This window comes from Acetoanaerobium noterae, assembly GCF_900168025.1.
GTDB lineage: Bacteria > Bacillota > Clostridia > Peptostreptococcales > Filifactoraceae > Acetoanaerobium > Acetoanaerobium noterae.
The window spans coordinates 378039-391655 of sequence record NZ_FUYN01000002.1 but is presented as its reverse complement, the minus strand read 5'-3'; the positions used below and the strand labels follow the sequence as shown (position 1 = coordinate 391655).

General features: G+C 35.8%; 13 protein-coding genes and 1 riboswitch. Of the genes, 1 reads left to right on the top strand and 12 read right to left on the bottom strand.

The window, feature by feature from the left end; genetic code table 11:
• Window positions 1–66: 66 nt before the first annotated feature.
• From purH to B5X47_RS05400, 7 genes are all read right to left on the bottom strand, one after another.
• A complete protein-coding gene (gene purH / locus B5X47_RS05430; RefSeq protein ID WP_079589174.1) occupies window positions 67–1581 on the bottom strand; it encodes a bifunctional phosphoribosylaminoimidazolecarboxamide formyltransferase/IMP cyclohydrolase in 1515 nt (504 codons plus the stop codon).
• A gap of 228 nt (window positions 1582–1809) precedes the next feature.
• A complete protein-coding gene (purN, locus tag B5X47_RS05425; protein WP_242951006.1) occupies window positions 1810–2394 on the bottom strand; it encodes a phosphoribosylglycinamide formyltransferase in 585 nt (194 codons plus the stop codon).
• Entirely contained in the window at window positions 2381–3427 is a 1047-nt protein-coding gene (purM, locus tag B5X47_RS05420) for a phosphoribosylformylglycinamidine cyclo-ligase (protein WP_200805086.1), read from the bottom strand. The genes purN and purM overlap by 14 nt, the downstream gene beginning before the upstream one ends.
• Window positions 3428–3466: 39 nt before the next feature.
• The gene (gene purF, locus B5X47_RS05415) at window positions 3467–4810 is read right to left on the bottom strand and encodes an amidophosphoribosyltransferase (protein WP_013360558.1); all 1344 of its coding nucleotides are present in this window, start codon (window positions 4808–4810) and stop codon (window positions 3467–3469) included.
• 2 nt (window positions 4811–4812) lie between these two features.
• Window positions 4813–5508, bottom strand: coding sequence for a phosphoribosylaminoimidazolesuccinocarboxamide synthase (gene purC / locus B5X47_RS05410; RefSeq protein ID WP_013360557.1), 696 nt, complete (start codon window positions 5506–5508; stop codon window positions 4813–4815).
• Between the two features lie 80 nt (window positions 5509–5588).
• Window positions 5589–6077: a 5-(carboxyamino)imidazole ribonucleotide mutase gene (gene purE, locus B5X47_RS05405; protein WP_079589172.1), complete on the bottom strand. Its 489-nt coding sequence runs from the start codon at window positions 6075–6077 to the stop codon at window positions 5589–5591.
• Window positions 6078–6177: 100 nt separating this feature from the next.
• Complete coding sequence (locus B5X47_RS05400) at window positions 6178–7509, bottom strand: NCS2 family permease (protein ID WP_079589171.1); 1332 nt, start codon at window positions 7507–7509, stop codon at window positions 6178–6180.
• Window positions 7510–7561: 52 nt separating this feature from the next.
• Window positions 7562–7659: riboswitch (purine riboswitch) on the bottom strand.
• 326 nt (window positions 7660–7985) lie between these two features.
• Between B5X47_RS05400 and B5X47_RS05395 the strand changes: the two genes are divergently transcribed.
• Window positions 7986–8558, top strand: a complete 573-nt coding sequence (locus B5X47_RS05395) for a GNAT family N-acetyltransferase (RefSeq protein ID WP_079589170.1) — start codon at window positions 7986–7988, stop codon at window positions 8556–8558.
• A gap of 109 nt (window positions 8559–8667) precedes the next feature.
• Here the strand turns inward: B5X47_RS05395 and B5X47_RS05390 are convergent, their stop codons facing one another.
• From B5X47_RS05390 to B5X47_RS05370, 5 genes are all read right to left on the bottom strand, one after another.
• The gene (locus tag B5X47_RS05390; protein ID WP_079589331.1) at window positions 8668–9168 is read right to left on the bottom strand and encodes a type 1 glutamine amidotransferase domain-containing protein; all 501 of its coding nucleotides are present in this window, start codon (window positions 9166–9168) and stop codon (window positions 8668–8670) included.
• Window positions 9169–9190: 22 nt separating this feature from the next.
• Entirely contained in the window at window positions 9191–10036 is an 846-nt protein-coding gene (gene ypfJ, locus B5X47_RS05385; protein WP_079589169.1) for a KPN_02809 family neutral zinc metallopeptidase, read from the bottom strand.
• A 142-nt stretch (window positions 10037–10178) separates the two neighbouring features.
• On the bottom strand, window positions 10179–12089 hold the full coding sequence (locus B5X47_RS05380) for a serine hydrolase domain-containing protein (RefSeq protein ID WP_079589168.1): 1911 nt from the start codon (window positions 12087–12089) through the stop codon (window positions 10179–10181).
• A 36-nt stretch (window positions 12090–12125) separates the two neighbouring features.
• Window positions 12126–12767 (bottom strand): TetR/AcrR family transcriptional regulator, encoded by a 642-nt coding sequence (locus B5X47_RS05375; protein WP_079589167.1) that lies wholly within the window; start codon window positions 12765–12767, stop codon window positions 12126–12128.
• A gap of 191 nt (window positions 12768–12958) precedes the next feature.
• Window positions 12959–13543, bottom strand: a complete 585-nt coding sequence (locus B5X47_RS05370) for a DUF1062 domain-containing protein (RefSeq protein ID WP_079589166.1) — start codon at window positions 13541–13543, stop codon at window positions 12959–12961.
• Window positions 13544–13617 lie beyond the last annotated feature (74 nt).

Below are 13617 nucleotides of genomic sequence, written 5' to 3'. Positions count from 1 at the left end.
TTGTGAATATAACAAGGTTATAAGTGCCCATTGACACTAATTTTTGCATAAATGGGCTTTCTTATTCTAGTGCTTAAAGTGACGAGTTCCTGTAAATACCATGGCTATTCCTGATTTGTTGCAGGCATCTATGCTATCTTGATCTCTTCCTGCTCCACCTGGCTGCATGATAGCCGCTATGCCATGCTCTGCTGACAAGGTCACACAGTCATCAAATGGGAAGAATGCATCAGATGCTAGACTGCATCCTGTAAAGTCTTTGTCTGGGTTATTTCTGATTGCATTTTGAAGTGCCCAGATTCTAGATGTCTGTCCACCACTGATAGCTACCGTTGCACCATCCTTTGCTATTACTATAGCATTAGATTTCACATGTTTACATACTATCATGGCAAATTTCAAATCATCTAGCTGAGCCTTAGTAGGAGCAGTAGTTGTAACTGTCTCTAGCTTTTCGTAGTTTAGATTGTCTGTTTCTTGGATTAATACTTTTCCGCTAGTGAATTTTACATCAAGGGCTGATTTTTTATTGTTAAAGTTTATAACTAAGATTCTTAGATTTTTCTTTTTCTTAAGTATTTCTAGGGCCTGCTCACTATATGAAGGTGCGGCAACTATTTCTAAGAAGATTTCATCCATGGCAGTTGCCGTTTCTGCATCCATTTCTTTGTTCATAGCTACTATTCCGCCATATATTGAAACTTTGTCGGCCTCATAAGCTCTTACAAAGGCTTCATAGATAGTGCCTCCTATAGCTGCTGCACACGGAGTTGCATGTTTGATTACTGCTACAGCTGGCTCTTCAAATTCACTAGCTAGCTCTAGCGCAGTGTTTAGGTCGTTTAGGTTGTTAAATGAAAGCTCCTTGCCATGAAGCTGAGTCATACCTGTCATAAGGCTAGTAGTCATAGCATCCTCATAAACTGCTGCGTTTTGGTGAGGGTTTTCTCCGTAGCGAAGAGATGATTCCTTTAGTAAGCCTATAGCTGTTCTTTCTGGGAAGATTTCATTTTCTAGCCCAGCAAAATATCTGCCTATCATGGCATCGTAGTATCCAGTAAGCGAGAAGGCTTTGTAAGCTAGTTTTCTTTTGTAGGCTTCATCTAGGGTTTTATTTGATAGTCTTTCTAATATTTCTTCATAATCTTTTGGGTCAGTTACTACTGCTACATCTTTATAGTTTTTAGCAGCTGATCTAATCATAGATGGGCCGCCGATATCTATATTTTCTACTATTTCATCGTGAGGCTTGCCTGATTTTAGGGTGCCTTCGAAGTCGTATAGGTTTACTACTACCATGTCTATCGGGTCGATTCCATGCTCTTTTACTGTAGCTACATGGGTTTCATTTGCTCTGATATGTAGGATTCCTCCATGAACCTTTGGGTGAAGGGTCTTCACTCTTCCGTCTAGCATTTCTGGAAATCCAGTAAGCTCATCTATTGATATAGCTTTTACTCCAGCGTCTAGTAAAACTTTCAAAGTTCCACCAGTAGATACTATTTCATAGCCAAATTTTTCTAGTCCAAGGGCAAAGTCTGCAATTCCGGTCTTGTCAGTTACACTTATTAGAGCCTTCATATCTCACCTCATTGTGTATTTTAAATTTTTGATATAGATTTATATAAATTAACACAGCTTACTTATTTCCAAGAGTTAAACAGCTTATAACTTTATATATAAAATTATAAACTTAATTATTAAGATTTGTTTTTTTTAAATAACATTTTTTATTATATTTAAGTTTTTCATTAGGATATTGTTCATTAATAAGTTGTTTTATTTTAAATAATTATTTAATATTTATGTTTAAGTTTCAACTATTTTGATAGCTTCTTTTAATATTTCATGTTCAATTATAAGAACTGCTCGCTGAAGCTCTTCAGGAGATTTAATTACATCGTAGTCTACTCTTAGTTTTTTCTGAATTATAATCGGTCCTTCATCTACCTGAGCTGTCACATAGTGCACTGTAGCTCCTGTTTGGTCTTTTTTGTCAGCAAATACTTTTTCGTGAACATGTAGCCCATACATCCCATGACCTCCATATTCTGGAAGCAGGGATGGATGGATGTTTATTATTTTATTTTCGTAAGCATTTATAAGCTCTGGGCTGATTACTTTTAGATATCCAGCTAGTACTATTAGGTCGATTTCATTTTCTAGCAGAGTATCTAGCAGCTCCTTATCTGACTTTATAACTAGCGCTTTTATCTCAGCATTTTCAGCTCTTGTCAGTCCATAGGCAGAGGCTTTATTTGATACGACTAGTGCTATTTCAGAATTAAAGTAGCCTTCCTTCTGGGCATCAATAAGAGACTGAAGATTTGTTCCTGAGCCAGAAACTAAAACTGCTAGCTTTAATTTTTGCATCTGGTCTTTAGATGTTTCCATTTAAAATCACCTTTTTACTGCCTTTTTCTACAGTTCCGATGATAAAAGCGTCGTCCCAGCTATTTTCATTGATGTGGTCAAGTATAGTTTTTGCTTCTTCCTTGTTTACTACTACTACCATTCCTATACCCATGTTAAAGCTTTTGTAGAGTTCTTTTTCTTCTATTTTGTCTAGAGCTAGAATTTCTTTGTATATCTCTGGCATATTCCATGAGCCTTTGTTGATGTATACATCTAGGTCATCTGGCAGTACTCTAGGTACGTTTTCAAGGAGTCCTCCACCTGTGATATGAGCTATAGCCTTGATGTCATATTTTTCTAATATGTCCATAATCGTTTTTACGTAGATTTTAGTAGGTACTAGCAGTAAGTCACCTATAGTTCTGATGCTAGTATTTATCTTATCATTTATATTTAGTCCTAAATGGTCAAAGAAAAGCTTTCTAGCCAGGGAGTAGCCATTACTGTGAAGTCCACTAGATGCAAGTCCTATAACTACATCTCCTTCTTTTACTCTAGAACCATCTAAAATTTTTGCTTTGTCCGCTATTCCTACTGCAAACCCAGCTAAATCATATTCATCTTCTGTGTACATATCAGGCATTTCTGCAGTTTCTCCACCTATTAGCGAGCAGTCTGCCATCTTACAGCCGTCAGCTATTCCGCCAACTATGTTTGCTATTTTTTCTGCATTTACTTTGCCTGTAGCTACATAATCTAGGAAAAATAGTGGCTTTGCACCTTGGCAAATAAGGTCATTGACACACATAGCAACTAGGTCTTGCCCTACGCTGTGGTGCTTGTCCATCATCTGAGCTATGATGAGCTTTGTTCCCACACCGTCTGTAGCCGCAAGTAACACAGGTTCCTCCATATGCTTAAAATCTTTTAATGAAAATCCTCCAGAAAAAGCTCCCAAATCTCCTACCACTGCGCTAGTGTAGGTAGATGCTACCTTGCTTTTCATTAGCTGTACGGCGCGATTGCCTTCGTCAATATCGACTCCTGATGCTGCATAGGTTAACTTTTCCATGATATCCTCCAATTTTTTAATGGGTATTTTTAATATTATTTATAGTACGCAAGGGTCAAGCGGATACTTTCCATCAAAGCAAGCCTTGCAAAATTTGAACTCTGGTCCTGCCGCTTCTCTTAGGGCATCTATAGATATAAAGCCTAGTGAATCAGCGCCTATATTGTCACAGATTTCCTGCACTGTACTGTGAGCTGCTATTAAGTTTTTTCTTCTAGGAGTATCTATTCCAAAGTAGCATGAATGAGTAACTGGAGGAGATGTGATTCTCATATGAACCTCTTTTGCTCCTGCTGCTCTTAGGCTCTCTATTAGTCTTTTAGAAGTAGTTCCTCTTACTATTGAGTCATCAACCAGGACTACTTTTTTGCCTTTTACTACGTCTACTATAGGGTTTAGCTTTAGTTTTACTGCTATTTCACGCTCTCTTTGAGTCGGCTTGATAAAGGTTCTTCCCATGTAGCGATTTTTTACTAGCCCTTCCATTATAGGGATGCCAGATTTACTTGAAAAACCTATAGCTCCTGGCCAGCCTGAGTCCGGAACTGGAACAATTACATCTGCATCGACTGGGCTTTCCTTTGCTAAGATTTCTCCTGTTTTTACTCTGAATGAGTAAGCATTTAGTCCATCTATTGTTGCATCTGGTCTAGCAAAATAAATATGCTCAAATATACAAGTCGACATAGGAGCCTTGTGTTCGTACATATGGGACTCCATTTTATTGTCCTTTACTATTACTATCTCTCCAGGCTCTAAATCTCTGATATATTCTCCACCTAGTACATCTATTACCCCTGTTTCCGAAGCGAAAATATAGTCATCTCCACGTCTTCCCATAACTAGTGGTCTAAAGCCGTATGGGTCTCTTACTGCTACCATTTTGTCTTTTAGCATTACTACAAGAGAGTACGCTCCTTTTATAAGATCCATAGTTTTTTTAACTGCATCTAGCATATTTCCGTTGTAGTATCTAGATATAAGATAAAGAATAACCTCTGAATCTATAGTAGTCTGGAACATCATTCCATCTTCTTCTAGCCTTGTCTTAAGTAGTTGATTGTTTATTAAGTTTCCATTATGAGCGATTGCTATTCTCTTGCCTTTTGAAAATCCAAGCAGTGGCTGAGTGTTATATTCGTAGCTTCCTCCTGCTGTAGAGTAGCGTACATGTCCTATTCCTATATTGCCGTTCATATTTTGAATATTTTCTTCTCTAAATACCTCTTGAACTAGTCCCATTCCTTTATGACAGCTGATATCTTTGTCATCTGAAACTGCTATTCCGCAGCTTTCCTGTCCTCTATGCTGAAGAGTGTTGAGTGCATAAAATAAATCTCTTACTACTGGTTCGTTAGAATATACCCCTACGATTCCGCACATAATTATTTAATCCTTTCTAATACTTCTTGGTAACCTTCAATAACAGAACCTAAATCTCTTCTAAATCTATCCTTATCAAGCTTTTTATCTGTATCCTTATCCCATAATCTGCAAGTATCAGGAGAAATCTCATCTGCAAGGATAATCTCACCGTCTTCTGTTTTTCCATATTCGATTTTGAAATCAACAAGCTTTAGATTTGCTTTCATAAAAAAATCTTTAAGAATTTCATTTATTTTAAATGTCTCTTGCTTTATAAACTCTACTTCTTCTCTAGTAACTATTCCTAGTGCAATAGCATGATCATCGTTAATTAGTGGATCACCTAGGTCATCTCTCTTGTAGCAGAATTCAAAGATTGGAGTTTCAAATGCAATACCTTCTTTTAGGTCTAATCTTTTCGCCATAGATCCTGCGCTTATATTTCTAATTATAACCTCTAGTGGAAGAATAGTTACTTTTTTTACTAGCATATCTCTTTCGTCGATTTGCTTTATGAAGTGAGTTTTGATGCCTTTTTCATTAAGCATAGTGAAAATGTGACTAGATATCGCATTGTTAAGCTGTCCTTTTCCTGCAAGCTGGTCTTTTTTCTCTCCGTTAAATGCTGTTGCATCGTCTTTATAGTGAACTATATACTCATTTGGATTTTCTGTTAAAAATACCTGTTTAGCTTTTCCTTCATATAACATTTTCATAATATATTCCTCCAGTATTATAATTTTAAAATATAGTTTAAAAGATTAATAATCTCGCTCAATTTCGTAATTATAGGATTTTAGTATCCTTTGCTTTTTAATAGATCTTGTTCTTTAGAAAGTACCTCTAGTCTCATTTTGTTTTTGTATTCTTTTAATTTTGCAGCTGTTTTTTCATCCTTAAGCGCTATAATCTGAGCCGCAAGAATTCCTGCGTTAAGTGAACCGTCTATTGCAACTGTCGCTACTGGTACACCCTTTGGCATCTGAACTATTGAAAGTAGTGCATCTAGTCCATCAAGGGTTGAAGCTTTTACTGGAATACCTATAACTGGCTTTAAGGTTTTTGATGCTACTACTCCCGGAAGGTGAGCTGCTTTTCCTGCTGCTGCTATGAATACTTCAACTTCATTTTCCATTTCTGTAAGATATTCTATAAGCTCTCCTGGTGTTCTGTGAGCAGATAGCGCTCTAAGACTCACCTCGATGTCCATTTCTTTGAAAAAATCCAGCATTTCCTTTAGTGAATCAAAATCAGATACAGATCCCATAACAACAGATACTTTCATAACATCCTCCTCAAAATTTACAAAATTAGTTAATTTTCATAGATTTTTTGTGAAAAAAAGCCCACCTCGAGAATCAGGTGGGATTTTGTATTTAATTAGTTTAGCCTGCTAGTATTACTTTTGCTATGAACAATAGTGCCAGTACATAAAGGGCAGGTGTTACAGATTTTCCTTTGCCAGCAATCAGCTTGATGATAGCAAATGATACTACTCCAAACAAGATACCTTCAGCTATTGAGTATGCAAGAGGCATCATTACGATAGTTAAGAAAGCCGGAATAGCCTCTGTCATATCGTGGAAATCTATTTTCAGCATAGATGATGCCATCATTACCCCAACCAGAATAAGTACTGGTGCAGTAGCTTGAGATGGAATCGCTATGAAGATAGGTGAAAATAATAATGAAGCTAAGAAAAGCATTCCGGTAACGACAGCCGTAAGTCCTGTTCTTCCGCCTTCAGACATTCCTGAAGCACTCTCTACAAATGTAGTTACAGTTGAAGTTCCAAGTACAGCTCCTACTGTAGTTCCTATTGCATCTGCAAATAGAGCTTGCTTAGCTTTAGGAAGCTTGCCATTTTCGTCTAGCATGTCAGTTTTTGCTGCAAGACCTACTAGGCATCCTACTGTATCAAATAAATCTACGAATAAGAAAGTAAATACGATGATAGCCATTTCTGGTCCAAATATCTGAGCTTTGTCAGCTTGAAGGAAAGCTCCGAATATAGGCTTAAGTGATGGAGGAGCAGATGCAAGTCCTGAAGGAAGAGCAACAAGTCCTGTAACCATACCTATTACTGTAGTAACTAGCATTCCTATTAGGAAAGCTCCTTTAATATTTCTAGAAAGAAGTCCAGCTGTTACTAAAAGTCCGAATAAACTAAGTACTATAAGCGGCTCACGAAGATTTCCTACTGAAAGAATAGCTCCACCGGCCTGTACTATTCCTACATTTGCAAGTCCTATAAATGCGATGAATAATCCGATACCAGCACTAACTGCGTTTTTAAGTCCTAGCGGTATGGCATCTATAATTTTTTCTCTGACGTTAAAGAATGTTAAGATAATAAAGATAATACCTTCAATAAATACTGCCATAAGTGCAAATTGCCAAGTATAACCCATACCAAGTACAACAGTATAAGCAAAGAATGCATTTAGTCCCATTCCTGGAGCTAGTGCAAAAGGGTAGTTTGCCAAGAATCCCATAACAAAGGTCGCAATAGCTGCTGCAAGTGCTGTAGCTACGAATACTGCCCCTTTATCCATTCCTGCATCAGCAAGAATCATAGGGTTTACTACCAATATGTACGCCATAGTCATAAATGTTGTGATACCTGCTAGTACTTCTGTTTTTACATCTGTGTTGTGCTCTGACAGCTTAAAGGTTCTTTCTAAGAAGCCTTTTGGTGCCTGATTTGCAATATCCATTTCATACCTCCTGAATTTTGAATGATGATGAACATGAGAGCCCACCTTGCTCCATTTGTTACCCTCACCCAATAGTAAAAAGTTTACGGCTTTTTGTAGAAACTCCGGACCATATTACCGGATTATATCAGGCTTTTTTACTTTATTATTCGTCTTTTAATATTCATGATTTAATTTTAAAGGATATATAATAATAAATCAAGTGTTTTTTCATATATTTTTCAATTTTTTATTACCTATAGTTCGTATTAATCCGAACTATAGGTAATTTAATTTTAGCTAAAATACGTAATTATTGTTTTATGCATTTATGTTTTAATTTAAATGTCATGTATCCATTTTATTCTTCACTATTTATCAAAAGCTTTTTTATAATCTAATTTTAATAAATCTCTATTTTTCATTTAGTTTTAAAGTATAATTATTATAAGGTATTATGTATATTTAATTTTCATACGCGAAGGGAGATGCACCTTATGATTTACAGAAATGCTACTATTGATGATATCGAAGCAGTTGCAAGGCTCCAGCAGAAATACCACGTATCCACTATTGATGAAAAGGATAAGAAGGATGGGTTTGTCACTACCTTATTTACACATGATCAGTTTAAGGAAATAATAGAAAAAGAAAATGGACTTGCCATCGCTTGCGACTCATTAGGCATTGTAGGATATGCGATGGCGGCGTCGTGGGAGTTTTGGTCAAAGTGGCCTTTGTTCCAATTTATGATAGAGGATTTGCCTAGTACGACTTATTTGGGAGAAGTTCTTAGCAAAGAAAATTCTTATCAATACGGACCTATATGCATAGACAAAGCCTATAGAGGAACCGAGGTGCTTGCTAATTTATTCGAGTTTTCTAGGCAGCAGATGGAAAAAAGATATCCTATTATGATTACCTTTATAAATCATATCAATCCTCGCTCTTACGAAGCTCATACAAGAAAGCTTGGATTAGATGTGATAAAAAATTTTGATTTTAATAACAATCATTACTATGAACTAGGCTATGATATGAAGAAAAAAACATTAGGCTCTACTATATAAAAATAAAAACCGGCTCATTTTGACTTTTACTAAATCAAAATAAGCCGGTTTTTATTAATATAATTAAAGTTTGCGATTCTTAATCCATCTTTATAAAAATAATCTCTTATCAAATCATTTCAACAAATTTTTTCATAAGTGCTGGCAAATCCCCTGGATTTCTAGAGGTCAAAATATTATCTGATACAACTACTTCCTTATCAACCCATATTCCACCAGCATGAATCATATCGTCCTTTATGGAGAAAAAGCTAGTTACTTCTTTATCTTTTATAGCATCTGCAGACGCTAGCATCCATGGTCCATGGCATATCGCAGCTACAGGCTTGCCAGTTTTTATGAACATTTTTACTAGATTTACTGTTGCCTCTGTTCTTCTCATATAATCCGGCGAAAATCCTCCTGGTATAAAAAGAGCCTCATACTCCTCCAGATTGACTTCTTCAGAGGCTAAATCTGATTTTAGACTAAAGCCAGCTTTTGACTTATATGCTTCATCTTTTTTACTACCTACTAATACGACTTCAAAATCTTCTCTTAGTCTATGATATGGATAAATTAGCTCTTGCTCATCAAAAAGGTTCTCAATTAATATCATTACTTTTTTCATTTTACTATCTCTCCTTTTTCTATTATAGTTCATTTGCACCAAAGGTATCCCACTGGCTTAAATCTCCTGCTTCATAGCCTTTATAAAACCATCGTTTTCTTTGCTCTGATGTTCCGTGAGTAAAGCTATCTGGAACTACGTAGCCTTGAGATTGCATCTGTATTCTATCGTCTCCTACAGCGCTTGCTGCAGTCAATGCTTCTTCTAAATCTCCTTCTTCTAAAAGATTTTGTCCCTGAACATGGTTAGCCCAAACTCCTGCTAAATAATCTGCTTGCAGTTCTAGCCTTACATTGTATTTGTTGTACTCTTCCTTACTCACTTTTCCTCTAATTTCATCCATCTGAGCTATTATTCCAAGCTCATTTTGAATATGATGACCCACCTCATGAGCTATTACATAGGCCATAGCAAAGTCCCCTGGAGCTTTGAACTGGGTCTTTAGTTCGTTGTAAAAGCTAAGGTCAATATAAACATTTTTGTCTCCTGGACAGTAAAACGGCCCTGTTGATGCTCCTGCTACTCCGCAGGCTGACTGTACGCTACCAGTAAAAAGAACGAGCTTTGGTTCCTTGTATTCTTTGCCCAAATCAGCAAAGATATCATTCCATACCACCTCAGTGTCGGCTAAAACAACTGACACAAATTCAGCAAGCTCTTCCTCTTCCTGAGTAGCTTCATAAGGCACATTTTGAGTTTGACCAGAATCTATGCTTTGCATTATGTCTCCAGGATTTCCTCCTAGTAATGCATAGATAATCATTATGATGATGCCAAAGCCTCCCAAGCCGCCAATAGCAGCTCCTCCTACGCCTCTTCCTCTTCTATCCTCAACATTAGAGCTTTTAGCTCTTCCCTTCCATTTCATATACTGCCTCCTTTCTCTATTTTAAGCTACCTAATTAATCTTCCCGTATATTAACATTTACCCTAGAATATCTTTCTTAAAAGCAAAAAACTCTCAGCATAATACTAAGAGTTTTCTTCTATAGGCAATCTTTCTATCATAATTAAAATAAAGCATAGAATTTCCAATTTATAAGGAGGCTGATAAGCGACATTACTATTACTGCTGTTGAGGAAAACCAGATTTTTTCAGATTTACTTACAATGCTTTTCCATTTTGAAATTCCCAATACTATAAATCCTATAGCAAGCAATGTTATTACATAGTTTAAAATAATAATTGGCTTGATTGAGCTGTATTTAATAAATGGATTTGTAATTATAGTAGCTATCAAAACTATGTTGTTTGCAAATAATATACTCCCAATAGCTGTAAGAATTGCTCTAGGTTTATAAACAGGTTTAGGTTCATCTGCATTAGTGCGTTTGCTTTTAATCCTTAACCTTATTATGGAAATAATGCCAACAACTAAAAATAAAAGATAGATTACAAAGCTTGCTAAGCTTCCAATTAACATTGGAATAGTTCTATTTGAAGGCAGTATTGACATATCAAAGCCTTTTCCTACCAAAATCTGCTTAGGATTTCCTTCGTCATCTAGTCTAAATGTCATCTCAGGCATTATCACTTTGAAAAAAGCATGTGAGTTTTCAGTTAAAGAGAATTTCCCTGGTGAAGTCTGAATATAAGTTCCTGACATATCTCTAATATTAAAATTTATTTTATTGTTGTCTACTGCTTCAACTTTTCCCAGTGCTAAGTAAGAAATAAATTCTGATGGGGTGCCTTCTGGGCGGCGCATACTCACGTAATTTCCTTCTAATTTATGAGCATCAATATAATTTATATCCTCAATAGGCTCTACTTTACTGCTTCCTAGTAGCATGCTTTGAAGCTCAAGTGTAATATTAGATTCTCCACTTACATTTGTGAGGACTGCAAAGCCAAAGGAGTCTTCTGGAGTAAACGCAACCTGCGCTGAAAATGAAGCTGTATTTCCTCCATGACCAAAAGCCTTTTTTTCAGGATAATCAAACTCAAAGAAGCCATGAGCTGTACCTGAAAAGCCAGGCTCGTAGCTAGGTGACAGCATATCATTTATAGTAGCATTGCTTTTAAATAGCTTTGTTTTATTTTGATTCAATGGCATGAGCTCAGATGCAAATAAAGCTAATTCTTCTGCCGTTCCTATTACTGAGCCTGCAGGGTACATTCCTACATATGACCATCCAGAATCCTTGAAAGTATCTTCATCTGTTTTTGAATAGCCTTTAGCCTTATTTATAAGAATATCTGGATTGTCTTTCCAGCTTCTTTCCCCTGCTATAGCACTCATACTAAGAGGGTCAAATATATGATTTTTTTGATATTTGTAATACTCTTCCCCAGATACTGTTTCAACTATGTAAGCTGCCAGAGCAGTTGCATAGTTTGAATATACACTTGCAGTTCCTGGCTCAAAATATTGTTTGGGATGAGCTAGAAGAAGTGCGTCTTTTAAGCTCATGTCATCATTAGAATCTTCTAAGGCGATTAAATCATATGGGTACTCTCCAAATCCACTTGAATGATTCATTATATTTCTAAGCGTAATAGGATATCTAAGCTTTAGCTCCTTGTAAAAATCATCTGGCAAATAGGTCTTTATATCTTCATCTAAGTCTATCTTTCCTTGCTCTACTAGCTGCATCACAGAGGTCCAAACAAATAGCTTGCTCACTGAGCCATACTCAAATACAGTATCCTTAGTAACTGGCTTTTTTGTTGCAATATCTGCATACCCGTATCCTTTTGAAAGTACTATTTTTCCGTTTTTAATTACAGCCACTGCTGCTCCAGGAGTAGATTTACCTACGTATTTATTCATTAGCTCATCAACTCTAAGCTCTAGACTGCCTAGCTCAATCCCAGACGGAGTATATTGTTTTGGTTCTAATGCATGAGATGGATAGGTCAAAGATAGTATCAGCTGAATTATTAGGATTATTAGTGCATATTTTTTTATAGTTTTCATAATTTATATCCTCTCTTTTACTGCTTTTCTAAGCTATTATTTTAATTGGCTCACCACTAAATTCTTTAATTCTTCTATCTGCTCTTGCTCAATTCCTAGTCCTGTGCTCAAAACCCAAATGAAATAGTCCACCTGCTTTTTTATATTTTCTGGAGTAGGATTTTCAATTGCATTTTCGTGTATATTATTTGCTGAGCTGATAATAAGCTGAGCTGTTTCTTTTGGATAAGCTGTTTTTAGTTCACCAGAAGCCACTCCATCAGCTATAATTTTTGCCAGTACCTCAGCTGTTCTTTTGTTGCTAAGTTCCCTAGACCTATAATCAAAAATCGATATTGAGCGTTTTGACAGCTGCTCTCTTGCGACCCTTATTTCCTTTGGAACATCTGAATCTGAGGATTTAAGCATCTTAATTATTTTTCCAATTGCGCTTATATTAGTGTCTTTTAAAATCGGCTCATAGCGTTTTTCATCTAGAGCTATAATGTAGTTTATAACAGCATCTAAAATATCTTCCTTCTTATCAAAATAATGGTACATTGCTCCTTTTGATATCATTGCCGCTTTTAAAATATCTGTGATTGTAGTGTCTTCATATCCTTTCTTCATAAATAGTTCAAAGGCTATTTCTATAAGCTCTTGCTTTTTGCTTTCAAAATTAGTATTTGGTCTAGGCAAGCTAATCACTCCTTATTTCAATTAATAAACCGACCGTTGGTTTAATAATAAACTGTAAGGAAATATTTGTCAATATACTTTTGAATTAAATTTTTATTAATGATTTATGCTGAACTAATAACTTCGCTTCACATAGCGACAAAAAATAATTGTACATAAGAAAAAAGAGCTGAACTTAAAGTCCAACTCTGTTAACCTGAAAGGCTTTCTGATTTATTAATTTGGATTTGTATACTTTTATTGCTTTGATTAATAATTAAATTTTGATTTTCTAGCATCTTTTTTATTTGGCTTCTACTACATTTTAGCAAATCAGATGCTAGCTTTTCAGGGCGTAGCTTGAGTCCATATGGATTGGATAAAGTAATTGAGGAATGATCCATAATCTCAATGTCTGCTTTTAATTCTTCCTCTCGCTCATCAAAAAAGCTATAGCTTATTGAGTCTGATTCTATTTCTAATTTGTTTCTAGTAAAAAATTGCATGCTTCTTCCAAAATCCATGGCCAAATCCATGTCATTTTCAATAAACAGCTGATACTCAGTTTGAGAAATCTTACTTACTTTTTGTCTTTCATATATGGATATATTATAGGTGTGCTTACATTTTTCACACTGATATATAAGCCAAACATCTAGCTTGTTTCCATTTGCATTTACCCTGAATCTATTGGTGTTTATATAGCGGGATTTGCTACTGCATCCTGAGCAGTTGTGAATGATAGCAAAGGATTCATTTGGAATAATTTTGTAATTTAGTTGTCTTAGATAGCTCATTTTGCATCTCCTATTAATTAGTATTAACGGATGCGCAAAGCTATTACATATTATGTTTTATTTGCAATAGCTGC